Source organism: Bacillus cereus group sp. BfR-BA-01347, from assembly GCF_022663835.1.
Taxonomy (GTDB): domain Bacteria; phylum Bacillota; class Bacilli; order Bacillales; family Bacillaceae_G; genus Bacillus_A; species Bacillus_A thuringiensis_K.
The window spans coordinates 21,788-46,406 of sequence record NZ_JAKUGG010000015.1; the positions used below are offsets into that span (position 1 = coordinate 21,788).

The following is a 24,619-nucleotide window of genomic DNA, read 5'->3' on the forward strand; positions in this document are numbered from 1 at the left end:
TATTCTCTCTGGAATTTCTATTCTTTTATGTCTTCTTTTACTTCTGCGGTTAAAATGTCTTCAGCAAACTTCTTGTAGCCATTATACCCTTTCTTTACGGCCTTTTTCTTTATTGCTTCTAATACCTTTTCATCAAGGTATAGACTTAAATGCTGCTTTTTTTCTTTCGACTCCTCTTTTGATCTATTTTCAATTCTTTCTTTGAAAATTTCCAAATCGGATTTTAAGTACAATCGTTCAGTAGACTTCCCTTTAGCAATCTCTTTAAAGGGCAATATCCCATCTTTAGCCGCATTATGAACGTAAGTCTTAGACTTATTTAGAAATTCAGCTGCCTCTTTTAATGTTAAAGAGTCTTTGTATAATTCCTCTAACTTTTTTACGTCTTCTTGCTCGAAACGATATCCGCCATCTGCTTTCCAGGTAGCCAGATTGATAGGTTCGATCTGTTTATACTTAATTAAATAGCCTAATTGATTTTTTGTTAAACCTACCCTATCGCATACCTCTTCTAAAGATAAATAGTCCATTTCTCACCTCATCCGAAACTCTCACTCTAGCTGTTGTTTGAATTTTCTTAGTTGATACTTTGTTAAACCTGTTTCTTTTACTACATCTGTGATTGAGTACTCCTTATACTGAAGATACTTAAATGGATTTTCCATATAACGTTCTCGTACCTTATTAAATGTACTCTTTTTCGACAAAGAATTCAATTGCTCTCCTTTCTCTCGGATGGAATCGAAAACGGGACAACCTTTACAATGTTTGTAGTTTCTCTGTTTTGCCTGTTCTTGCTCATCCGTACAATTCACTGATAGGTTGTTCAGAGGGCAAATTGAACAATGGGTATCTTCTAAATTATGGATTTCTTGTAAAATTTTCAGACGAAGATGAGTCAAAAAAATCTCCTCCTACCGCACTTGGAATGAAATGTACAAAAAAAACAATTAAACATTTCCATTATACATCACCTAAACAGAAACGTTAAATTATAATGGAAATATATTTATTTAATTATTTCAATTTATACCACAATAAATAATCTGTTTATTGTGGTATAATTAGAATCATAAAAATTGATATAAAAATATTTGTTTTATATTTCATTCTGTTAAAGGTTGTGTTTAAATTTGAATATTATAAATTACGAACATAATAACCAAATTATAAAACCAAAATCAGATTTTTTTGATAGCAGTCATTTTGAAAAAATTATGGGTTTGGGTATCCGTAATATTGACTACTCCCAATTAAGTGAAGAATCATTAGTTTATTTATTTTTACACGATGAGCCTTCTTTAACGAAAAAAAGAAGTGAGCGAACAAAACAACAGTATCTTCACGATCTTTCTCATTTTCTTCGTTACATAAAAGAAACAATCGGAACCATCCAGGAGTTATCCCATAATGATATGGAAATCTACTTCTATGAATTAAGTAAGAAATATGCAGCCACTACATTACGTAAAAAGAAAACAGTAGTTCAGCAGTTTTTAAAATATGTGTACGATAACAACGGACTCTCAGACAACTTTAGTAGTCGCCTTAAAAAAGTATCCGTAAAAAAAGAAGAGCTGGTCAATCGTGACCTTTACCCCGAAGAAGTTAACCAGATCTTAGATGAACTGAAAAAATCCAACTATTTTGTTTACACTGCATTTTTCCTGTTAACTACAACAGGACTACGAATTGAAGAAATCGCAACTGCAAAATGGGCAGATTTGGTCTTTCATTCATCTTTAAGTGCCTATCTACTTCGTGTTGTTGGTAAAGGAAATAAAAGTAGGGAAGTTCGCATCTTTGAAGATACATTGGATGCTTTATGCCATGTTCGAAGTTTACGTAAACAAACAACAGAACTAGATGCATCGAGTACCTCCGCTTTTCTCCCTAAAGCTGATGGATCAAATTATCGAGCGGACTATCTCTCTTCTCTTGTGGCAAAAAAAATAGAAGAAATAAATTTAGATTTTCTCCGTTACCGTCAGGATAGAATCACTCCTCACACTTGTAGGCATTTCATGGCTAACTACTTAATGGAAAAGGGTGTTGAACTAAAAAAAATAAGGGACTATTTAGGGCATGAATCTATCATGACTACAGAACGTTATTTAAGAGAGCGTACAAGACGTCAAAACTTGGCCACAATAGATATGGGAAATTCGTTATTTTAGTAAGTATATATAATAGGAAGAAACTCGATTTAATGTTTCGATTTCTTCCTATTTTTTGCTCATAGAACTCTAAATATTTCTCTATCATCATAATGTTTTAACTGAATATTACAAAATAATTTATATTATGCCTTATTATTAGTCATTAGGACACAATTTACTTTTTCTGTTTTACACTAACTTTATAAATCAGAAAGGAAAAGGTAATGATATGTCCCATCTAAACAAACGACTTGCTGAATTGAGAAAAAAACAAGGATATACCCAATCCGATATATCACATCGCCTAAACATCGCTCGTACTACTTATGCAAATTGGGAATATGGGAAAGCTGATCCTGATGCAGATTCGATTATGCGGATTGCAGAGCTGCACAATATCACTATAGATGAATTGTTTGGAAGAAATAATCCTCTAGAAAGGAAATTAGAATCCATTAAAGTAGCATTAGCAGATCTACCTGCTGATAAGCAACAAGAAGCGCTAGATGTTCTTATCGATTATACATATTTCATTAAGAAGCACTTTAGTAAATGATATTTGTAGTACTTAAATAACACCTTTTCTATCATAAGGCAGAAAAATTAAGTTTGAAATTCATGAAAAGGTATGTGTTTGGATTATCCAGCCATACCTTTTTAATATTTGTGAATAATAAACTCTACATTACAATCTAAATACTCTGGATTATTAAAACTAAATACATCAATAGCAAATAATGTCTTATTTAATGCATCAAACTTATTATACTAACAATCCTATATAGTATAATTATATCTTTATAATGCCAAAGATCTATTTCTTCTTTTGTCTGCATAGCTCATATTAACAATTAATTTTGTATTGTTTGGAAAAATAAACAGCCATACACTGCATTGCCCTCACAAATAAGAACGTTTGTTCTTATTATATTCCTACTCAACTTGAATAATCAAGTTGTTTTACGAAAATACGTTCGTTTTCTAGGAAGGAATTATGTATTTTTCTTGAACTTGTATTTTTATATACGGAATAACGGATATATATGTGCTAAAATGAATATGATATGAAATATTGCTGATATATTCACCATTGTAAAAGTAGTGTTAGTAGAATCATGTTGGTTTAAGTCAAAGAAAAAGACATCTGTATAGATGTCTTTTTCTTTGTAATGCATTAAGGAGAATGTTCTTATTTAACTAATTGCTGCTGAATTTCCTTAATTAAAAGTTCAGCGCCTTCAGGACTAAGAACAATTTGACCATTAGCTAATGAAATATTTTTTTCTGAAATATCACCAGTTATTGCACAAGCATCATAAGATTTATATTTTTGTAAAATGATCTTTTCATCTTCTACAAATATTTCTACAGGATCTTTTTCTGCAATTCCTAACGTTGTTCTTAACTCTTTCGGAAGAACAATTCGCCCTAATTCATCTACTTTTCTTGTAATACCTGTTGATTTCATATTTATACCACCTTTTATTTTTTCTAGCTAATAGTTGCATATGAACAAGCGGATTTAATGATGTTTTTCCGGTATCATCTGCATGCAATACTACAATTATATCTCTAAATTCCTTTGTCGTCTTTTATCTCGTTTTCTCTTTCTTTAACTTCTAACATAAATTTAGCGTAAGTCATTATTTTTTCAAGCTCACTTTTGGACGCGTTATAATCTGTGATATAACTTTCTTTTCTTCCTGGACTCATATATTTATTTTTTTCATTTCGTTTATTGTTTCTATATTCAAGATTTTTCGTTTTCCCTTTATTTCATATAAGAGTTTTAGATTTATTGCAAGGCCTATGCTCCAAATAGTAAACCCCATAATAAAAGAAAGTAATAAATGTGCTGAAAGAGAATGATCAATAATCATGAGATAGAGAAAATAAATAATCGAGATTGCAAACAAAAATGGATTATAGTATTTTTTGATATTTTTGTACTTATGTATTTTTATTTTGTGTTGCTTTTTTCTCATTTCAAGAGTCTCTAACATGTATAATTAATCTCCTTTTAATTAGGACCAATTGGTTGTTTTTTATACTCTCCCTTTTTAGGCTAATATACCACTGTTTAGTAATAATAGAGAAACCAAAAGGACTAATCCTTTGATATTGCTAGTGTTTGCATATTAGTGTGCCTACACCCTTTGTTTAGTTGTAGTTTACGCACAGTAAATAACTTTATATACGGATTATATAATTTTAATAAAAGTTAAACAACAAAAAACTTCATGAAGTTTTTTGTTGTTTAATTAAATTGTTAGTGATTTAATAGTAATGCTATTATATATTTATGAATAAGTTATTTCCGTTTTAATACGTAAAGGAGCGATTACTGTTGAAAATGACAAAAGGAGATGCAATACTTCGCTTACTGACAGAAATTAAATTAGAGCTGAAAGAAACAAAAGAAGCTATTGAAAAACTGGATGAGAGATTAGCTGAAATAGAAAAACAAACACTTCCAACAAATTCATCTAAACCTGCTCTAAATACTCGAAAAGAAAAAGATTGGAAATATCCTTCTAAGATGAAATGAATCAGAGGGATATTTTTCATTTTAGAATATGTGAAAACAGGCAGAACATCTAGAATAGGTAATTTGAATCATTTAATTAAGATGTTGCAATATGAATTGTACGATGAACACATTTTTCTTTCTTACTACCACACAGAAATTGTTCCCTAGCTCTTGCTAGGGCTCTTGCTAGGGCTTTTTCTATGTACATTATTAATTGCATCCTTAGTATACGTTATAATAGTTATCCCAAAACAACAAAAAAATCCCACCATAAAAGTAGGATTTTTAGAAAGTGAATGAAATTACCCAAAGATTGAGTCTCGCCCACTCAATCTTTTTATCTTATAAGAAACGTAATTATTTGTCAAAAAGCATCTACTATAGAGTAACAAATACTTTTTGTTGAACTTGAATTGAACACTTTCAGAAAGTATTTATATTGTTTGCCTTTTTCTCTTAAAAATTGTACCCTCAATAAACAAGTATACCATAAACGGCTATAAACACACTATTAATCTAACATAAATTCAGTTTTTCTAATAACCAGTCTAGCACTTCATCTTTTAAGTCTATACCTACAGCAATTGTTCCAAGTATTACACCTTTTCCAATAAGGTTTATGTCTACAGATATTGCTACCTTTACTGTTTTAATTTCATATGTAACTGTTTCGATGTATTTTTTTTGGAACACGGATAAAGTTAATTAGACCTGAGGTTTCTACATATCTTTCTGTAATTTTAATTTTATTATCTTTTCAAGAAAACTCCGTATCTGTAACTGTTTTAAGATTTTTTGTTCCAAATAAGCCCACAAGCAATAGACCTCCTATATAGTAATATTAAAACCTTATCATATAGATAGAGATATTTATAGAGGGACATAACCAAAATTCAAAAGTTTTAAGGTAATGGAAGGAGGCCTACTATGAAAAGAAAAATTCATAACTAACAGAGGGAGCGACAGGCCCATCAAGCTAAAATTTTGAAGTTTCATTAACCATTCTTACTACCATACAGAAATTATCTCTTAGCTCTTGCTAGAGCTTTTTCTATGCATATTTTTAATTGCATCTTGAGTATACACACGTTATAATAGTCACCAGATTACATATAACGAGGTGGAAAAAATGAATAAGACAGAATTGACAAAAGTAGTAGCAGAAAAAGCAGAACTTACACAAAAAGATGCAGCTGCAGCAACACAAGCAGTATTAGATGCGATAACAAGTGCACTAGCTAATGAAGAGAAAGTACAAATCCTTGGATTTGGTACATTTGAAGTACGCGAAAGATCTGCACGTACAGGACGTAACCCACAAACAGGTGAAGAAATGCAAATTGCGGCTTCAAAAGCACCTGCTTTTAAGGCTGGAAAAGAATTAAAAGAGGCAGTGAAATAATTATATATAGTCAAAAGGGTTTGATATTTATATCAAACCCTTTTTTAATAGCCTTTTTGTTCATAGAACAAAAAATATCATCCAAAGTTTATATAAATAATATAAATTCCCCAAAGAATGTAACCAACTTGTGTTACGATAAACATTGTAAGCTCGAAACCAGTGAGTTTTCTTTCTCTTTTTATTTTTCGTAAATACAGATAGAAACTAAAAGTAGATAAAAACATTAATGATATAGAAGCATTATATATATTCTCTATTATAGTGATAACTGATTCACTCCTCACTTGAAAATTAATGCGTATAGAATAAGCATAGCATATAAAAGTTTGACTTACTTCAAATACACTTTTTATCATTTTAGCCAAGAAGACTCCTTCCTCAAGGAGCGTGAAGGGTCACAGCTCAGTGAGTAGGTGGGAGATGAATTGGCTTCGAACAAGGGATGGCAGGAAGCCATCTTAATTGTTCGACATACAGAAAGTGTTACTCGACTACCTACCGAATGTACGTTTGGTATATAATAGTCATATACCGAAATGGAGGTGAATCAAATAATGATGAATAAAGCCTATAAGTTTCGTATCTATCCAAATCAGGCACAAGCAATTCTAATCAACAAAACGATTGGATGTTCTCGCTTTGTATTCAATTATTTCCTATCCTTATGGGATCAAGCATACAAAGAGACAGGAAAAGGCTTGACCTTATGGTACATGCTCTGCCAAACTACCTGCCATGAAGAAAGAGCTTGTTTGGCTAAAAGAAGTGGATAGTATTGCGATGCAGTCGTCTGTTCGCAACCTTGCGGATGCTTATACACGCTTTTTCAAAAAACAAAACAGCGCACCGCGCTTTAAATCTAAGAAGAACAACGTACAATCTTATACCACAAAACAAACAAATGAAAACATTGCCGTTGTAGGGAACAAAATAAAGTTGCCGAAACTAGGCCTTGTTCGATTTGCCAAAAGTCGCGAAGTAGAGGGGCGTATTGTAAATGCTACAGTTAGACGGAACCCTTCTGGTAGATATTTTGTGTCACTATTAGTTGAAACAGAAGTACAAGAACTTCCGAAAACACATTCTTACATTGGAATAGATGTAGGACTAAAAGATTTCGCTATTTTGTCAGATGGAACACACTATGAAAATCCGAAGTTTTTCCGATCATTAGAAGATAAGTTGGCGAAAGCACAGCGTGTTCTTTCTAGAAGAATGAAAGGATCTTCTCGCTGGAATAAACAACGAGTAAAGGTAGCTAGAATTCATGAATACATATCAAATGCTAGAAAAGATTACTTGGACAAAATTTCAACTGAAATCATCAAAAACCACGATGTTATCGGTATAGAGGATTTGCAAGTATCGAATATGTTAAAGAATCATAAGTTAGCAAAAGCAATTAGTGAGGTATCTTGGTTGCAATTTCGATCAATGTTAGAATACAAAGCAAAATGGTATGGCAAACAAGTCATTGTCGTATCGAAAACATTTGCTTCCAGCCAATTATGTTCTTGTTGTGGGTATCAAAATAAAGACGTTAAAAATCTAAACCTACGTAAATGGTTTTGCCCTTCATGTCAAACACATCATGATAGAGATATTAACGCAAGTATCAATCTAAAGAATGAAGCGATAAGGCTTCTAACCGCAAGGACTGCGGGGTTAGCCTAATCAATTAGAGTTCGATAGAACTCTTTACTTAGGAATCCCTCACTTCTAAACGAAGTGAAAATGGGGGTAGTTCAATGCTGCTTGTACAAATAAAATTTCTCAAAAAATCCTAAAAAAAACTGTGTACGACCTATGAAATGAATGAAATAGTGTATAGTAATTTTCTTTAAAAGGAAGCATACCCATTTGCTAACACAACAACTTCCTTAACAGCTCAATTACTATATATACCTCAATCCCAATTCGTCATCAAGGCCATATAAATTTGTGACGAAGACTAGCTGTACTTTTGTGCAGCTATTTTTTATACAGAATAAGTTAGCAATAGATATTCAAGTTAACATAAGTGTCACCTTTCACAATTTTACCAAATCATTAAAGGAATCTCCTTTCCCCTATCGAATTATTGTAGAGGAAAGGAGAGGAATACATGGAAATTCTAGGATTAGATCCTCGCGCATTAGCGACCCTAGGTGCACTTGAATACACCAATCGTCGCAATAAATTAATCGAAGACTCGGAGAATAACATATACGAGTGTAAAGAAATAAAAGAAATACTTCAATCACTTCCTAAAGAGAAGCAGATTGAGGTTCTTGAGAATCAAGCTCACTTTGAAGCTGTGGCAAAGATGATTGAACAAAACAATTTAATTCTTTTAGAACAAATGAAAGCTCTACAGCTAATTCAAAAATAAGAAACTTAAGATTAATTAATTCTACATACGCTTCCATAAATAATGTATCTTTATCTATACCATTAGCCTCTGTTTTTACAGAGGCTTTTGTTATGCGTTGATTCATATTTTGAATTTGAATAGTTTCTTTCACATGTACGAATAGATCTTCTAATAAACCTGGTGTAGACTCTAATTCTTGTTTTTCAATTTCCTCTGTGACAGCACTTATAAATTCCCATAGTACTTTTACACCTAGTAGTTCTGCTAATCGTTTTTCACGCATTTCAAATATTTTTATATCCATATATAGCACTATCTTCCCGCCTTTCCCGACTTATTTATTCTACAAAAACCATAATTATCCTTTTATGTAAATAATACAAAAGTCATCACTGAAGTGTAGCTTTAAAATAAAGTTTTTGTTTAGCTACCTTTCATTTCCGAATAATATTTTTAACCCTGTTGATACTATTTCTACAACTTAAAGTTACAAACTATTTCTGTAAGCGTAGCGTTTCTTTTGTACAACGAGCAGTTAGTTTTATTAACTAGCTGCTTTGGTGTGCAAAATGAAGTTTTTGTCCAAGTTTTTCACCATTTGATAAAATAAACATAATAATAGTTAATGAACAGACATTTATAATCAATCTCCTAAGGAGCACTTTAATTAGGTGCTCCTTTCTACATATACAATTTAGATATCGTTGCGATATATAACTTTGAAGTTATCTCCATCTTTTCCCCGGCTTAACACTGTACGCGCGACTTTCATTGCATACAGCGTCCCATCTTATCCTTTTATACTAGAGCAACTAGATTACGAACAATATTGTACTCACCGATGTATTCATTCCCTTTTCTTACGAAAGGTCCCATCATCTTACTCGATCCTGTGAGTTACATATAGTTGATTTAGTTTTCAACGAATAAGACTAGGGACTATCCCTCCACATTTGTTACATGCTTCGTTGATACGTGTCCCCACCTTCACAAGAACAAATCAATTTCGGTTCGTTAGAACCGTATATGCACCTGTCTTCTAGTAGGCTTTGGTGACATTTTCTTGCTTACCACGTTCCGATTGACTTAGCTATACATATATCCTTAGGTGCTTGCTGTAAGCCTGTTATCTTTACATCCTCATCGTTAGATGTTCCGAATTTCATATCATTTACTCTTACTTTTCGGTAGATAACATCGTCATTAACGACATACACATTTCTAATGTATTAATCCTTTAGAGCCGTACATTCTCACCATAGATATTTTGTAGCATCCCGACCTATCCATTACCATATGATTTCTCACTTAGGTTTTGTTCAGCTAACTTCACCTAGCTTCATACAATTTGTGACTATTATCATGCCTTGCATGTAGGAGTATTAGATAAGTAGTTTAAGCTCAACCTGGCGGTTTCCATTCCTACCTTCAATCAAACAGTTGTTGTCATCAAATTAATAACCCTCCTATTTCGTATTTGCACACTTATAAGGAAACGTGTCGTGCAAATAAGAATTTTATTTAGTTTTCTAGTTACTCTGGATTCCCATAAATGCTACCAAAAACTTAAGCCTTCTATCTCATCCTAATCAAATACCATATAGCATAGCTCGATATACTCGTTATCTCCCACCCCATAATTCCGATCCATATCATTTGGAACTTTGAATAACTGATTACTAAATCATACAATATCTCCTTCATAAACCTCCTTACCATTTTTATCTTTTAAACGTGTGTATAGTAGTATTTCACAGTGATTCTGTTGATCATGAACGAATATCCAAGCACTTTATACTGCTACCACATACACTATAAGATGTTTGGAATTTACTACATTATTTGAAATTAGAGTTAGGAGGATTTAATATGGCAAATTGTAAAGGTTTAGCTTGTTTTTTATTCTCTTCATGGCCAACAGGTACAGTTGTTACAGTTACTACTAGATCAGGTCAAATTATTGGACCTGCTACTTTTTCACTGTTCTTTCCAAATCTTTGTGCGGTGGTATTGGTAGAAGAAGATGTGCTGACCCCCTCTTCAACCAATACTATATTCATAAGTTGTGAAGATATAGAAAGCGTTACTTTAACCACACCTTAAGATGATTTAAATGGTTCTAGTTCAATCTATAAAAAAGACATTCTAATGAATGTCTTTTTTATGAAAAAATCTAATCAGAATAATCACAAATGTATTATTTTATCTATCACTTCAATAATTTTCTTTAATTTAATTTTTCCCCTTCTAAGGGTTACTTGTCTACACATCCTTCTACATACTTTCATATGATACAGTATATTGTTTAAAGGAGGGACAAATTTGTTCTTATGTAATTTATTTCGTTGTTCAGGTGGAGTATGTAGTATTTTTAAAAATTTACAACCAGGCGAAGTCGTTACTGTGACTGGTAAATCTGGAAATATTATTGGACCTGCTATTTTTACAAATTTTAACCCTAATACTTGTATCGTCACATTAGAAGAGGAAAATTCACTTACTCCTCCTACTATAAGTATTACTAAGATCAGTTGTAAAGAAATAGAAAGTGTTACGTTTAGCTCATAATATATTTTATACCTAAAGCAGGGATTGAAATATGAAACTCTTATACATTACTTCTGGTTACTCAAAAATCTATCAATATCTAGATCAAAGCATACAGAGAACACTTATCAATCAAAATTTCGAATGGTTAGCAGTACAGCCGAGTGAATTAATAGAGCAATTAGATTTCATTACAACAACGTTTCATCCTGATATTGTTTTCACCTTATTAGGTAATCATCTACCGCAAATAGCCATTCAATATTTTAAAAAAAGGAACATTAAATTAGCTGTCTGGTTAACTGAGGACCCATTTTATATAGACACTTCTCTTCTTCTATTAAATAACTTTGATTTTATATTTACTATCGATAGTGAAGCACTTAAATATTACACAAGTTTAGGATATACCAATGTATATCACTTACCATTAGCAACTAATATAGATGTATTTAAACCTGGTCTAAAAAATTCAAAATATAAAAGTGAAGTATTGTTCATTGGATACCCTTATCCAACCCGAGTAAAATTGATACAGTTTCTTTTGGAAAAAACTCCTTATCACTATACTGTTATTGGTCAACATTGGAGAAATAAGTTAATTAAAAAATGGAAAAATCACCGAAGAATTAAGATTATAGAAGAATGGATTCCACCTCAAGAAGTTGCGTTCTATTATAATAACGCTAGTCTCATATTAAATCCTCATCGTAGTTATATGTTTCCACAGAATAAAAATAAAAATAGAGTAAAAAGTAATACCATTAATAATCGTACATTTGATATCGCCGCTTGCCAAGGCTTTCAAATTATAGAAGAAAAATCTGATCTTTCATCTTTCTTCAATAAAGATGAAATTATATCCTATAACAGCTTTAATGATTGTTTAAATAAGATATCTCTTCATTTGAATGATACGATTTCAAAAGGATTAATGATCGAAAAAATTCACACAAAAGTTATTACACAACATACTTTTCATGAGAGAATCAATTTTATAACGACTATATTACGATCACAACTTAATTGATTTATTAAATTAAAAATTTCTTTTCTTTTATAATCATTCTGAATAAATTAAAATGCCTTTTCAATTTTATGAAAAGGCATTTTAATTTATCTTTTCCCGTCAGAAGACTCCCTCCTTACTTTTCCTGAAGGTGTGCTAGCACTAACAAATAGGTAGGAGATGCATGTCGGTTAGCGTAAGCTAACTTGTTTGCTACTATATACTTAAAATGAATTTTTATTAGTATTTCAGTATACTCTATCAAATTAAATCCCATGAAATAGGTGTTCCTTTTTTGATATCCTTACTCGCTTTCTTTCCGAGAATTTTAGATAAGTGTTTTGGCAATAAACCATTACCTGGTCTGATAGCTTTAATATTCTCATTCGTGAATACTTCTCCCGCTTTTATGTCTTCTACAACATATAATGACCTTCTAAACTTTAAAGAGTCTTTTTCTAAATTAGTTGGTCCATAATATACATTACCTAAAGATTCCCATGCTTTTTCAGTTTCACTTACTAATAATTTAAATTCAGCAGGTTCCATTGAAAATTCAGCGTCTACACCTCCGTCAGACCTCGAGAGTGTTAAATGTTTCTCAATTACTGTGGCCCCCAAAGCAACACTTGCTACAGATACCCCTACTCCAAGTGTATGATCAGATAAACCTATTTCACATTTAAATAACTCCTTCATATGAGGTATGGTAGCTATGTTTGTAGATTTTGGTGATGCAGGATACGTACTTGTACATTTTAATAGAATTAATTCTTTACATCCCTCTTCTCTCGCAGCCCTTACTGTTTCATCTAATTCAGCAACTGAAGCCATACCTGTCGAAATGATTATTGGTTTTCCTGTTGCGGCTACTTTACGTATGAGGGGAATATCAGTATTTTCAAAAGATGCGATTTTATAACAAGAAACATTTAATGACTCTAGAAAATCTACAGCAGTTTCATCAAATGGCGTACTAAATGGTATCATTCCTAATTCTGTACAGCGATCAAAAATTGGTTTATGCCACTCCCATGGTGTATATGCTTCTTTATATAAATGATAAAGTGATTTACCTTTCCATAAGCTGTTCGTATCCTGAATTAAAAAATCACCATTTTCTATATTTAAAGTCATTGTATCAGGTGTATATGTTTGAATTTTAAATCCCTGTGCTCCAGCCTCTGCAGCTGCTTCTACAATTTGCAATGCTCTACCTAATGATTGATTATGATTCCCTGACATTTCTGCAATAATAAATGGTGGCGAGTTATTGCCAATCTCTCTACCGCCGATATATACATTACTCATGTTTTTCACCTTCAAGTTCTTTTTTTATAGCTTTTTTTCTTTCCATCCATTGCTCATAAAATAGTGTCATTTTAATGACATCGATATATTCATTACCCTTGCAAATATGGTTCACATATCTTCCATTTTCTACAAACCCAAGTTTCTGATGAAAGTTTAAACTAATACGATTTAATTCTAATATTTCTGCACACACTTTTTGTATGCCTTTTGTTTCAAAAATAAGATCTAATGCTAATAAACCTAATACAGTTCCAGCACGCCTTACGCTTTGTTTGTCGCCTATATAAAATCCCCAATAACAAGTCCGATTCATTTTGTCTATTTTTGTAAAATTAACAAATCCAATTGGTTTTTCTTTATATATTAATAATCTTGCAATCTTTGTATCATCCATTTCTAGTTTTTTATACCATTTTAAATGTTCGTCTATTGTAATTTCATGATCTTCATACATAACCGTACGTATTTCTTTTGTATTCCTCCACTTTAAAATCAGTTCTAAATCTTTCTTTTCTAAACTTTTCAATTGAAAATCCCCTATATCTAACATGCTATCCTCCTAAAATAATTTTTGCTATTTCATCTGAATTACTGGCACACTGTATAGAAAGAGCCTTATTAGACATTTCTTTCACTATTTTAGAATTTGATAAAAGCTTGCTTAGACATTTCATAATCGTTTCATCCGAAACACTTTCAGCTGTACCAATATTCCATGTAGCTCCAGCTTTCGACACAGCCTGGGTTACTTCAATTTGATTTGGAGCAGTTGTAATTGTTATAGAAGGTAATCCAAGAAAGCAGCGTTCCCATGTGGTTGTGCCACCAGCTCCTATCCCTAAATCCGCTCGTACGATAAACTCTTCCATATTCTCTATTTGACAATAGAACGAGGCATTAGAAATACTCCTGCAATAAGATTCAATCTCTTCTTTATGGGGATTTTGACTTCCTACTACTACATCTACTTTTAAAGTATCGCTACTTATATTTTGTATAGCTCTTAATGTTTTTAATGTTTCATTCGTTGCATCATGCCCCCCAAAAAATACAAAAATGCGTTCAATCTCGCCTGTTCTTTTTCTTAAAAATTTTTTAGCAGCATGAAACTCTGGTCGTAATATGGCATATTTAGGTCCTAATTTCACTAATGATTGCTCTGGTAATAAATCTTTATAGCGACCATTAAGGTTATCATATAAATTTTGGTCTAGTAATAAATCACAGTCATGCATTCGATTTGCAAGATCATCAATTACCATAATCTTTCTTACAGTTTTTCTTAAAGCAGTCTCCCACTTATTATCTAATCCATAATGATCAACAATTAACCAATCAAACTTGGGAAGTTGCGACAAAATATCATTGGTCTGTTGTGCATCAACAAACCAATGATATTTTAACCAATTCAAATAACTCCCGTGTACTGTACTTGAAAAATTCGTATTTTCACCATCTGCATCTAATAAAAACACATGAAATCCCTTATTTAAAATATATTGCTGCAGATCACCTTGCAGCTTACGGCAAATGAAATAAATCTGAGCACCTTTATTCCGTAACTCATGGGCAAGTGTTAAACAACGCATAATATGGCCGGTCCCTATTTCAATAGATGCGTCGGCGCGAAAGGCAATTTTTTTCTCAAGCAAGTTACTCCCTCCTCACTAAAAGCGCTACAATTTATTAATTTATAATTTTGTTTCTCTATTTAACTCATCTACTAACGATTTTTGATTTATATATTTCAGTTCCACATGACTATTGATTTGAACAAGTTCAGGATTTCCTAGGATGTAATCTTTTATTTGATGAAAAAATAAAGGTTTAGATTTTACATTCAGACTTTTATAAAGTTCATTGAACATATCTAAATCTGGTTGTTCATCTAATGTTAGCCTCCAAGTAGGGTAACGAAATGGAGGAGGGAGTTTTACTATATTGACTTGGAATAAATGGGGATTATTCACAAAATACAACGGAAGGTATTCTGCATAGGTTAAAGTTTTTTGGGTTTGTAGCAATCGTTCGATTGCCTCTAATGTAAAAATATCGCCTGCTGTTCCAACAGGTAACGTACTTAACTCTGCCTGTGTATAATCTGCACCGCTTTTCAAATGTTCATCTAGTAAAAAAGTATTGATTTCTGGTGACACAACTGGGCAATCTCCTGTAATCCGCATTACAATATTTGCATTTTCTTGTTTGGCAGCTTGAAATATGCGATCAGCAGTATTTTCTGGATCACCTCTGAAAATTTTAACCTTCCCGTCTAAATCAAATTTTTCCAAAGGATCATCTTGTGCTATATCTGAAGTAGCAAGTATGACCTGATGTTTTCCTGGAATAGCTAATGTATTTATAAGACATCTTTCAATGGAAGGAATTCCGTGTACTGGTAATAATGCCTTTAAAGGTAACCTAGTAGATTTTAACCGGCAAAGTACAATTATTACTACTTTTGGAGGTTCCATAACCTCTTTTGATAATGGGGTACCTGCAGACAAATTATATAAAGCTATCTGAGGTAATAATTCCTCTGCTTCAAGCTGGTTCAGTGCATTTTCAACAACATCTAGTTCCATAGCTATTTTATTAGCTGTAATAATCTCTCCTTTTTTAATATCGATTTTTGTAACAGCTCTTAACAATTTTTGATTTTGCAATCTTAATAACACCCCTTTCATTTAATGTTTAGCAACTCTATAAAACGAAAGAACTTTTCTCACCGCTTTTATTACATCCCATACATCAGTTTCAGTCATTTTCGGAAATAGAGGCAGTGTAATGATTTCCTCATATACATTTTCTGCTTGTGGACAAATACCTTTTTCATAACCTAATTTTTGATAAAACGGTTGTAAATGTACAGGTATATAGTGCACATTCACACCGATATTTTCTCTTTGTAATGCCTCGTAAATTTCTTTGCGATTACATTTTAATAATTTAGTATTTAAACGAATAATATAAAGGTGCCAACTTGATTCGGTCTGAGGCGATTGCTTTGGTATGATGATTTCAGATAGACAACTAAATTCTTTATTATAGATGTCTACATATTTCTTTCTAATCTTAATAAAAGAGTCTAATTTATTTAACTGTGATAAGCCAAGAGCAGCTTGTATATCCGTTAATCTGTAGTTGTAACCTAAGAATTGCATTTCATAATACCAAGGCCCATGATTTTCAAGAAGTTTTTGAGGATTCCTTTCAATTCCATGCGTACGGAATTGAACAAGTTTTTCATAAAACAGTGGATTATTTGTAGTAATTACTCCGCCCTCTCCGGTAGTAATATGTTTCACCGGATGGAAACTAAACATTGTCATATCACCAATAGAACCAATCTTTTTATTTTTATATGTGGCTCCTAATGCGTGGGCTGCATCTTCAATGATAATCAAATTATTTTCTTTTGCGATTTTCTTTATTGCCTCTAACTCTACAGGCTGCCCAGTAAAATGTACGGGAATGATGGCTTTTGTTTTGTTTGTAATCTTTTCCTCTATAGATTTAGGACTAATGTTATATGTTTCATTGTCAATATCTGCGAATACTGGCTTTCCACCCTGGTATAAAATACAATTTGCACTTGCTACAAATGTCATTGGAGTTGTAATTACCTCATCTCCCTCAGTTATGCCAGCTGCATAGCAAGCAGCATGCAGAGCAGCTGTACCATTTGAAAAAGAAACAGCGTATTTTGCTCCCACATATTTCGCTATAGCCTCCTCAAACTGTTGAATCGTTGGCCCTGTCGTTAAAAAATCCCCTTTTAATACATCTACAACCGCCTGAATGTCATATTCATCAATTTGTTGTTGACCATATGGCAAATTTGTTTCTCTAACAGGCTTTCCTCCATGTATACCGAGAATTTCCCTTACCATTATTCTTTCTCCTTAGGGTTACTTTTTAAAGATTTAATCCACTCTTCTGTTTTAATAACTCCATCTTCTAAAGAAACTTTTGGTTCCCAACTCAATATTGTTTTTGCTTTTTCATAGTTACATAATAATTTTTGAATTTCACTTTGTGGATGGATATGAGTTACATGTTGAATACTTACTTTATTTCCTGAAATCAATTCTGCTAATTTATTAATGGATATATCTTGTCCTGTTCCTGCGTTAATAATATGACCATTTGCTTTTGAAGAGTATCCTGCCGCCACAACAAAATCCGCACAATCTTCAACATATAAAAGATCTCTCGTTTGTTTCCCATCTCCATAAATATTTAGTGGTACATTATCTAATTTATTATTTATAAAAATAGCAACAACCCCACCTTCACCACCAGTTTTCTGGAATGGACCATACGTATTAAATGGACGAATAACCACAACTGGCAGCTTGTAAGCATAATAGTAAGATAAAACCATGTTTTCAGCAGCAATTTTTGATCCAGCATATGGAGAAGCTGGTTTAATCGGGTCTAATTCTGATATTCCTTGTATATTAGTAGCTTTATCGTATACCATACACGTACTCATAAAGACCATTTTGACATTATGCTTATGACATTGTTCTAACAAATTAAAAGTACCTACTGTATCATTTTCAAAAGTTGTTCTAGCGTCGTCTATACTATCTTGAACATTAATACTCGCTGCTAAATGATAACAAAGGTCAAATGAATTATTTTCAAATAATTGAGCAACTAATTTTTTATCTTTAATATCTCCTTGAATGCATTGTTTTAAATTTAGATCGTGTGCAAACTCGGTAATATTTGCAGTAGTTGAATTTGCTAAGTTGTCTAATATCCATACTTCATGCTTATCCTGCAATAATCTCTTTACAACCCACCTACCAATAAAACCTGCACCACCAGTTACTAATATTTTCATAGTTTCTCCCCTCCTGTTAATAGTTTCTGGTTTAATATTAAATTTCTAAGCTCTTCTTTTGAAATAGCATTTTGATTATCAGAACGGTAAAACCCTGCCTTCGCCCTTTTTGCATTTTCATATTGAGCACCCTTTTTTAATGGGCTAGGAATGATAAACATATCTGGTAATTCAAAAGCCTGTAAAGATTCATCATGTGTCATAAGTTCTTCATACATTTTTTCACCAGGTTTTAACCCAATTTCTTCAATTTTAATATTCTCCTTGGGCAATCCATATAACTTTGTAACTTCTTCTATCATCACTTCACTTAAATCGTTTAATGAAATAACTGGCATTTTTAATATAAAAGTTTCACCACCCTTTGCTATTTTCATTGCTTCAATTGTTAACATAGTTGCTTGGGTCAGTGTCATCATAAATCTACTCATACTAAGATCCGTTACAGTTATTTTTTGGTTTTCTTTAATTTGTTTTTCAAATAAGGGAATAACAGAACCTCTTGACCCCATAACATTTCCAAAACGAACACTTGCGAATATCGTTTCACTTGAACCTTTTGAATATTCCGCTGACGTAATCAATCTTTCAGCAGTCAATTTTGTCGCACCGTAATTATTTGTTGGTGAAATCGCTTTATCAGAACTTGTAAAAACTACCTTTTTTACTTTCTGAGCAATTGCCGCTTTTATTACATTTTGTGTTCCAAAAATATTGGTCAAAACAGCTTCAAACGGATTATATTCACAAAAAGAAACATGCTTCATCGCTGCCACATGGAACACATAATCAATATTTTCCATCGCACTAAATAATCGATCATAATTGCGAATATCCCCGATTAAATAGCGAATATTTCGATTTTTTCCCCTGAATTCTTCTTGTAATAAAAATTGATTATATTCACTTCTACTAAAAACCCTTACAACTTTTGGCTTTTCTTCTAGAATATTAGAAAGAATGCTCTTTCCAATTGTTCCTGTTCCACCAATAATTAAAATGTTTTTATCTTTAAAAAACATATAAATGCATACCTCCTCTGATTGAAATAATTTTTAGTCAAGAAAACTCCCTTCTCAATTTGTATGTAGTGCTATTGCACCAACAAATAGGTGGGAGAAAAATTAGCTTTTTGAATAGCAAAACATACGATGCTGTTTTAAATTTTTGGTACAGGTTGCTCATTGAAAACTGAAAATATAAGGTTGTTTAAGGAGTTATCTTTGGTTGAAATAAAGATATTTTTTTCAAACTCTAACTACAACTGCGTTTCTTCTATTAGCTCAATGGACAGTTGTTTATAAAAATTATTTACTTTCATATTATTTTTTACATCATCGTCTAAATATTGATAAAAATTACTCAGTAATGGCAAACGGATATTATAATGGTTTAGCTCAGAAAAAACATTTATATATTCTGGATTTATCGCCCAGTAATCTCCAAATAGATATCACTCAACATTTCACCCTCTTTTTCTTCTTAAGTCTTCTCTTAATTCTTTACATGTTCTTTGTAGTGGTAATAATTGTACAAATTCATTTTTTTCTTCTGCAAATAACTGCGCATGTATTGAATGTGAAGTAATATAATTGATATCTAAAATTTCATCTAAAGGATGAAAATCCCAATAATGATTTAATCTCCAAAAAAAGCGTGCATCTCCTATACGATAAAATTGAGGATCTTCATCCCAGTAAGAATTCCACCTTTTTTCAAGAATCGGTAAAACAGAGGCTCTATGCATAATAGAACAATGATCAATTGTACATGGAGCATTATTAGTAATTTTTTTGGCAGCTCTTTCAACAGTTTTAATAGGCAAATCTGATTCATCTAGATGAATCGTTTTCGATGCAGAATAAATAATTTGAACATCTTTATTCACATCAAGATAACTAGACATCTTTTTGAGTCGTTCTTTTTCATATTGATTATCATCAGTAATATAAGTAATATACTCCCCCTTCGCATGCTTAAGAGCCTCATTAATTAGAGCCGCATATCTGACTTTTTTTGTCCGTTCAGAAATATGGGCCACATTACTTTTATAAAAATGTATATTTTCCTTATTTATAAATGGTTGAATTACCTTCTGGGTCATTTCATTAGAATTATCATCCATGATAAAAAGCTCAAAATCTTGAAAAGTTTGGTTTAATACACTTAATATCGATTTTTCAACAAACGTAGGCTTATTGTAACTTGTCATTATAACTGAAATTTTAGGCAAATATTCCTCTCCTCCTTATAACCAAATACAAAAACAGTTACGTTATTATATAAACAGAAAGGACAATCCGTTCCGATAATTTTTAAAAAAATTTATATATATATTAAAGTCTATAGCAGCGTTTATATTTATCTATATATCTCTTTTTACTCCACTATAGTCCATACCATTTCTATGAAAAGGTAATAAACTATCCAAGTACAAAAAAGAATGTATCAATAAAGGTTTATTATTATCTATTAGACTTCGCTAGAAAAAACATTCAATATTCTCAGAAGAGGTGACGATTTTGCAACCCCTAATTTCAATTATCCTTACTAGCTATAATAAGCCATCATTAATTAATCAAGTTATTGAAAGTGTTCTAATGCAAACTTATAAAGAATGGGAACTTTTTATTATGGATGATAACTCTTGTCCAGAAACTATAAATATTATAAAAAATTATTTAGATGACCCTCGAATTTATTATGAAAATAGTTTTATACAAGATAATGAGAGATATAAAACCACAAGATATGCAACTCTCATCAATAAGGCACTTCCATTAACACGTGGGGAGTATATTTGCTATTTAACGGACGATACTATGTACGTTCCAAACAGATTAGCTGAAATGTTATCTTTCTTAGAAAAACAACCTGAAATAGATATAGTGTACTCTTCTCAATACGTAAAATATGTTGATTATAATCTACAACCTATTCATGAATATGTAAGAGAAGCTTCAAAAATTTTATATACAGCTGCAAATGTTGTGGATCACTGTTCAGTTATGCATACTAGAAGAATATTATTAAAGGTTTATGAAAAATACTGTGAATATTGGGATACAAATCCTTTATATTGGTTTGTTGGAGATGCGATGTTTTGGAAACGCCTAAATACATTCCAGCCTTTTTATCCCATTAACAAAGTGCTCGATATTACTTTTAAAACACCATTTTCCTTCCAAAATTTATATGCTAACCTCCCTTCCAAAGATTTAAATGGTATTTTGTTTAGCAATTCACAAGGTGAAGTATTTTTAATTGATAATTATAAACGTAGGCTTATATCGAAAGAAATGCTTTCCTACTTCAAATATAATCAAAATGAAATTGTCTCAATCCCTGATCCCTTTATCTACAAATATACTGAAGGTCCTCCCATAACCCTTACTGAATCAATCCCAAATCTACGGGTTGTGCAAAACGAAAAAGAAGAATTATTTTATATAGAAAATAATCAAAAACGTCCATTCATTAACACCATAGCATTTCGCAAATTAAAATTTTCAAATCAAGAAATTATTAAAGTTTCACAAAGTAGTTTAGATAAATTTTCAGATGGACCACCTATTTATCCGAATTTATCTCATTACACGATTCTACCCGAAGGAAAAGTATTTATCTATCATCACAATTATTTCATAATGACAGATTACATGCTTCATCCAATAGATAAAGACATATTGCAAAAACTATATTTATTAAAGAACTGTATACCAATTTCAAAAACTAGTTTATCCTTCTTTAAGATTGGTCCTCCTATTTCATCATACCCCTCTCACTTAGCTAAAGAATACCAAGAAGAATGATATAAGAGGATAGTACCAATAAGAGATATTGCTTCAAAAAATAAACATGATACAAATTGTATTTTTTCATTTTCCATTAAAATTTTGGAAATAACCTTCTTAAAATACCTAAATCATATTAACAAAGGTTTTCAATGAGTTGCACTAACTCAAAAATAAAAGTCAGTCTCAATAAAGAGAAATGACTTCTATCTATATCAAATACTTCCTTAAAATTAGGGAATTTTACAGAATAACAAAGTATTTGTAACGATAAATTTATCAATATAATATAACATTATTAACGAAGGCTCTTTTCACTTCTAGATTGTCAAATTCTCACTATAACTAAAAAATCTTCTCATCTTATATAAAATGAGAAGATTTTTTCAGTGGAAAGGTTTCTTGTTACATCCTTGACTTTCTAGCGATGTTTTACCACGATGTCCAGCCACCATCAATGCAAATATTTTGCCCCGTTACATAGCTTGAAGCATTAGATGCAAGAAAAACAATCAACCCTTGTAATTCCTGGGGATTTCCAATACGACCTAGCGCTGTTTTTTTCTTTAAATTTCGAATAAATTCTTTATTTTTCTGAACTTCTGTATTAGGAAATGGACCTGGAGAGATAGAATTAGCTCTAATTCCTTTTAAACCATAGTGACACGCAAGATACCGAGTAAACTGTATGATAGCAGCTTTTCCTGCTCCATAATTCGGAGGATTATTAAAGCCTGAATCGCCATAAATAGAAGGGTCTGGGGAAACAACACCATACATTGAAGAGATATTAATAATATTTCCTTTATTCTTCGGTAGCATATATTGTAATGCCTTTTTAGTAACCCGAAACACATTATTTATAGAACCATCAATTCCTGTTTCCCACTCCGATTCTGTCATTTCTTCAATAGTCTTTCCTGCTCCAAAGTAAGCATTATTAATAAGAATGTCTATCTTATTATCTGAATTATAAATCTCCTCAAATGTATGGTTTATTGATTTACTATCTGAAACATCTAGAGCATATCCCTGACATTTCACATTATATTTTTGATTTAACTGATCAGCTAAATTCATACATTTTTCTTTGCTTCTACTAACTATCATAACGTTTGCACCATACTTAGCCAGCCCTTCAGAAATTGCAGAACCAAGATAACCAGATCCACCAGTAACAATTGCATTCTGGCCTTTTAAACTAAATAATTCATGTTGATTCATTATTCACCCTCCATAAGTTCGGATTAATAATTATCTCAGGTATATCCTTAAATAATTTCTTTGCAGTATTAAGAACTTTCTCTTCTAATAAAGGTGAATTACAGATTTGAATATTTTCTTTTAATTGATCTACTGTTTCACATCCAATAATAATCTTATCAACTTCTTTCAATTCTCGAACAAATAATAAAGCCAATTGCGCTCTACTTAAATTGAATTCCTGAGCTAAAAACTCAAATTCTTTTATTGGTTTTTTAGCGATTTGTAAATGATCGGGAATTTTTTCCGTATCCATTAATAGCAACCCTTGAAGATATGGGCTTCTAGCATGTATTTCTATTCCTTTTGTTTTCAGCTTTTGTAGTAGGCCTGAACAAATTAGACGTTGATCAAATATATTTAAAGGAACTTGAATCATATCAAAACAATCAAATTCCAAAAACCGCTTAACTTCATCAGGTGTATAAACGGATACACCAATCTTTTTGATTACTCCCCCTAATTTCAATGTATTTAATTTTTGAATGATATATCCATTATGTGAAACCATATTTTTAGAATCATGTAACAGGCAACAGTCTATAATATTTGTTTTCAAATTCATCATAGATTGTTTAATATATTTATCAATTAAGCTATCTAAATGCTCAATACCAATATTTTCAGAATCAATCATAGGTATTTTAGTTACAACCTGAAAATTTTTTTCTGTTGTTTTGCTTGAGACATATTCACCTATAATAACTTCACTATTTCCATAAGAAGACGCTGTATCTAACACATCTATACCATTATTTATAGCATATTTGATGATATTTAAAGCCTCTTCCCTATCAGGTTTACCCATTATATTTCCTATTCCATAATGAAGACCCAGCTGAACAGTACCTAATGCTAATTTCATAGAGCACCTCCATAATAACCACTTAGGCTAGTTAGATATTTTAAACAGAATGACAATATATATTTACATTGAACTGCCCCTACCTTCACTCCGTTTAAAGGAGGAGCTCTTCTCCTTCACATGATAAAGATTTCTTATTTATTTTTAGTTATCAAGATTGCGTATAAAAATGTTGATGTAAAGAGAATAAAGCCTGAAATTTTTGGGCCGAATGTATATAGAATTTGTGGCATTTTCTATACGTACGATACGACAAAGAAAAAATGGATTTATCTTTTATATCCTTATGAAATCGAAAATCAAATTCGTTCCTATAGGCTCCTTCGTACAACACGGCAGACCTTACTGACCGCAAATAGCGGGATAAAGCAGGTAAATAGTATCCTGCCCAGTATATGAAAGTGACTGCTATTTGGTACAAATGATTTTAGATCTCGAATAATTAAAAGCTCACTTAAAGAATGCTACGGTGATGCGATTGCACACTCTAATACATTAATGGAAAACTACTACTTGATATTTCTC

Annotated in this window: 26 protein-coding genes and 3 pseudogenes; 10 read left to right on the plus strand and 19 right to left on the minus strand. The window is 31.8% G+C overall.

Going from position 1 to position 24,619, the window contains the following annotated elements; genetic code table 11:
* Positions 1-17: 17 nt before the first annotated feature.
* The gene (locus tag MR143_RS20655) at positions 18-530 is read right to left on the minus strand and encodes a helix-turn-helix domain-containing protein (protein WP_199697697.1); all 513 of its coding nucleotides are present in this window, start codon (positions 528-530) and stop codon (positions 18-20) included.
* A 21-nt stretch (positions 531-551) separates the two neighbouring features.
* The gene (locus MR143_RS20660; protein ID WP_199697696.1) at positions 552-902 is read right to left on the minus strand and encodes a zinc-finger domain-containing protein; all 351 of its coding nucleotides are present in this window, start codon (positions 900-902) and stop codon (positions 552-554) included.
* 231 nt (positions 903-1,133) lie between these two features.
* On the opposite strand from MR143_RS20660, the gene MR143_RS20665 reads away from it, so the two are divergent.
* Positions 1,134-2,177 carry a tyrosine-type recombinase/integrase gene (locus MR143_RS20665; RefSeq protein WP_199697695.1) on the plus strand — a complete coding sequence of 348 codons (1,044 nt, stop codon included), beginning with the start codon at positions 1,134-1,136 and terminating at the stop codon, positions 2,175-2,177.
* Positions 2,178-2,388: 211 nt separating this feature from the next.
* Positions 2,389-2,715 carry a helix-turn-helix transcriptional regulator gene (locus MR143_RS20670; RefSeq protein WP_199697694.1) on the plus strand — a complete coding sequence of 109 codons (327 nt, stop codon included), beginning with the start codon at positions 2,389-2,391 and terminating at the stop codon, positions 2,713-2,715.
* 633 nt (positions 2,716-3,348) lie between these two features.
* Here the strand turns inward: MR143_RS20670 and MR143_RS20675 are convergent.
* Both MR143_RS20675 and MR143_RS20680 read right to left on the minus strand, forming a co-directional pair.
* Positions 3,349-3,627: an AbrB/MazE/SpoVT family DNA-binding domain-containing protein gene (locus MR143_RS20675; protein ID WP_199697693.1), complete on the minus strand. Its 279-nt coding sequence runs from the start codon at positions 3,625-3,627 to the stop codon at positions 3,349-3,351.
* A 241-nt stretch (positions 3,628-3,868) separates the two neighbouring features.
* Positions 3,869-4,162: a hypothetical protein gene (locus tag MR143_RS20680; RefSeq protein ID WP_242280914.1), complete on the minus strand. Its 294-nt coding sequence runs from the start codon at positions 4,160-4,162 to the stop codon at positions 3,869-3,871.
* 350 nt (positions 4,163-4,512) lie between these two features.
* On the opposite strand from MR143_RS20680, the gene MR143_RS20685 reads away from it, so the two are divergent.
* Positions 4,513-4,707, plus strand: coding sequence for a hypothetical protein (locus tag MR143_RS20685; RefSeq protein WP_199697703.1), 195 nt, complete (start codon positions 4,513-4,515; stop codon positions 4,705-4,707).
* Between the two features lie 498 nt (positions 4,708-5,205).
* Here the strand turns inward: MR143_RS20685 and MR143_RS20690 are convergent, their stop codons facing one another.
* Positions 5,206-5,382, minus strand: coding sequence for a hypothetical protein (locus MR143_RS20690; protein ID WP_242280915.1), 177 nt, complete (start codon positions 5,380-5,382; stop codon positions 5,206-5,208).
* 436 nt (positions 5,383-5,818) lie between these two features.
* Here MR143_RS20690 and MR143_RS20695 point away from each other — a divergent pair, with 436 nt between their 5' ends.
* Positions 5,819-6,091, plus strand: coding sequence for an HU family DNA-binding protein (locus MR143_RS20695; protein WP_199697692.1), 273 nt, complete (start codon positions 5,819-5,821; stop codon positions 6,089-6,091).
* A gap of 77 nt (positions 6,092-6,168) precedes the next feature.
* Here MR143_RS20695 and MR143_RS20700 read toward each other — a convergent pair whose 3' ends face one another.
* Positions 6,169-6,459 (minus strand): hypothetical protein, encoded by a 291-nt coding sequence (locus MR143_RS20700; RefSeq protein ID WP_199718545.1) that lies wholly within the window; start codon positions 6,457-6,459, stop codon positions 6,169-6,171.
* Between the two features lie 189 nt (positions 6,460-6,648).
* On the opposite strand from MR143_RS20700, the pseudogene tnpB reads away from it, so the two are divergent.
* Together tnpB and MR143_RS20710 are read left to right on the plus strand one after the other, a co-directional pair.
* Positions 6,649-7,768, plus strand: a pseudogene (tnpB, locus tag MR143_RS20705) (IS200/IS605 family element RNA-guided endonuclease TnpB).
* Between the two features lie 70 nt (positions 7,769-7,838).
* Positions 7,839-8,031 (plus strand): annotated as a pseudogene (locus MR143_RS20710) (hypothetical protein); the annotation flags it as partial.
* Positions 8,032-8,340: 309 nt separating this feature from the next.
* On the opposite strand, the gene MR143_RS20715 reads toward MR143_RS20710, so the two are convergent.
* Together MR143_RS20715 and MR143_RS33485 are read right to left on the minus strand one after the other, a co-directional pair.
* Positions 8,341-8,751: a hypothetical protein gene (locus MR143_RS20715; protein ID WP_033690398.1), complete on the minus strand. Its 411-nt coding sequence runs from the start codon at positions 8,749-8,751 to the stop codon at positions 8,341-8,343.
* A gap of 1,380 nt (positions 8,752-10,131) precedes the next feature.
* Entirely contained in the window at positions 10,132-10,230 is a 99-nt protein-coding gene (locus MR143_RS33485) for a YopX family protein (RefSeq protein ID WP_142386006.1), read from the minus strand.
* Between the two features lie 86 nt (positions 10,231-10,316).
* On the opposite strand from MR143_RS33485, the gene MR143_RS20720 reads away from it, so the two are divergent.
* The 3 genes from MR143_RS20720 (at position 10,317) to MR143_RS20730 (ending at position 12,024) form a co-directional block, all read left to right on the plus strand.
* On the plus strand, positions 10,317-10,550 hold the full coding sequence (locus MR143_RS20720) for a hypothetical protein (RefSeq protein WP_001262458.1): 234 nt from the start codon (positions 10,317-10,319) through the stop codon (positions 10,548-10,550).
* Positions 10,551-10,769: 219 nt separating this feature from the next.
* Positions 10,770-11,015, plus strand: a complete 246-nt coding sequence (locus MR143_RS20725; protein WP_000477974.1) for a hypothetical protein — start codon at positions 10,770-10,772, stop codon at positions 11,013-11,015.
* Positions 11,016-11,046: 31 nt separating this feature from the next.
* Positions 11,047-12,024 carry a CgeB family protein gene (locus MR143_RS20730; protein ID WP_000772277.1) on the plus strand — a complete coding sequence of 326 codons (978 nt, stop codon included), beginning with the start codon at positions 11,047-11,049 and terminating at the stop codon, positions 12,022-12,024.
* 240 nt (positions 12,025-12,264) lie between these two features.
* On the opposite strand, the gene pseI is transcribed toward MR143_RS20730, so the two are convergent.
* The 9 genes and pseudogenes from pseI to MR143_RS20775 form a co-directional block, all read right to left on the minus strand.
* Positions 12,265-13,314 carry a pseudaminic acid synthase gene (gene pseI / locus MR143_RS20735; RefSeq protein WP_000073378.1) on the minus strand — a complete coding sequence of 350 codons (1,050 nt, stop codon included), beginning with the start codon at positions 13,312-13,314 and terminating at the stop codon, positions 12,265-12,267.
* Positions 13,307-13,867: a UDP-4-amino-4,6-dideoxy-N-acetyl-beta-L-altrosamine N-acetyltransferase gene (gene pseH, locus MR143_RS20740; RefSeq protein ID WP_000884116.1), complete on the minus strand. Its 561-nt coding sequence runs from the start codon at positions 13,865-13,867 to the stop codon at positions 13,307-13,309. The genes pseI and pseH overlap by 8 nt, the downstream gene beginning before the upstream one ends.
* 1 nt (position 13,868) lies before the next feature.
* Entirely contained in the window at positions 13,869-14,969 is a 1,101-nt protein-coding gene (gene pseG, locus MR143_RS20745) for a UDP-2,4-diacetamido-2,4,6-trideoxy-beta-L-altropyranose hydrolase (protein ID WP_000890378.1), read from the minus strand.
* Between the two features lie 39 nt (positions 14,970-15,008).
* Positions 15,009-16,004 carry a cytidylyltransferase domain-containing protein gene (locus tag MR143_RS20750; RefSeq protein WP_242280916.1) on the minus strand — a complete coding sequence of 332 codons (996 nt, stop codon included), beginning with the start codon at positions 16,002-16,004 and terminating at the stop codon, positions 15,009-15,011.
* Positions 16,005-17,210 (minus strand): UDP-4-amino-4,6-dideoxy-N-acetyl-beta-L-altrosamine transaminase, encoded by a 1,206-nt coding sequence (gene pseC / locus MR143_RS20755; RefSeq protein ID WP_242280917.1) that lies wholly within the window; start codon positions 17,208-17,210, stop codon positions 16,005-16,007.
* The gene (locus MR143_RS20760) at positions 17,210-18,172 is read right to left on the minus strand and encodes a dTDP-glucose 4,6-dehydratase (RefSeq protein WP_000699379.1); all 963 of its coding nucleotides are present in this window, start codon (positions 18,170-18,172) and stop codon (positions 17,210-17,212) included. Before MR143_RS20760 ends, pseC begins: the two co-directional genes overlap by 1 nt.
* Positions 18,169-19,194 (minus strand): SDR family NAD(P)-dependent oxidoreductase, encoded by a 1,026-nt coding sequence (locus tag MR143_RS20765; protein WP_242280918.1) that lies wholly within the window; start codon positions 19,192-19,194, stop codon positions 18,169-18,171. The genes MR143_RS20760 and MR143_RS20765 overlap by 4 nt, the downstream gene beginning before the upstream one ends.
* Positions 19,195-19,433: 239 nt before the next feature.
* Positions 19,434-19,633: pseudogene (locus tag MR143_RS20770) on the minus strand (CDP-glycerol glycerophosphotransferase family protein); the annotation flags it as partial.
* Positions 19,634-19,637: 4 nt separating this feature from the next.
* Positions 19,638-20,405: a glycosyltransferase family 2 protein gene (locus MR143_RS20775; protein ID WP_001124413.1), complete on the minus strand. Its 768-nt coding sequence runs from the start codon at positions 20,403-20,405 to the stop codon at positions 19,638-19,640.
* Positions 20,406-20,694: 289 nt separating this feature from the next.
* On the opposite strand from MR143_RS20775, the gene MR143_RS20780 reads away from it, so the two are divergent.
* Complete coding sequence (locus MR143_RS20780) at positions 20,695-21,984, plus strand: glycosyltransferase family 2 protein (protein WP_001182747.1); 1,290 nt, start codon at positions 20,695-20,697, stop codon at positions 21,982-21,984.
* Positions 21,985-22,398: 414 nt separating this feature from the next.
* Here the strand turns inward: MR143_RS20780 and MR143_RS20785 are convergent, their stop codons facing one another.
* The gene (locus MR143_RS20785) at positions 22,399-23,190 is read right to left on the minus strand and encodes an SDR family oxidoreductase (protein ID WP_001071530.1); all 792 of its coding nucleotides are present in this window, start codon (positions 23,188-23,190) and stop codon (positions 22,399-22,401) included.
* Entirely contained in the window at positions 23,177-24,094 is a 918-nt protein-coding gene (locus tag MR143_RS20790; protein ID WP_242280919.1) for an aldo/keto reductase, read from the minus strand. The genes MR143_RS20785 and MR143_RS20790 overlap by 14 nt, the downstream gene beginning before the upstream one ends.
* Positions 24,095-24,619 lie beyond the last annotated feature (525 nt).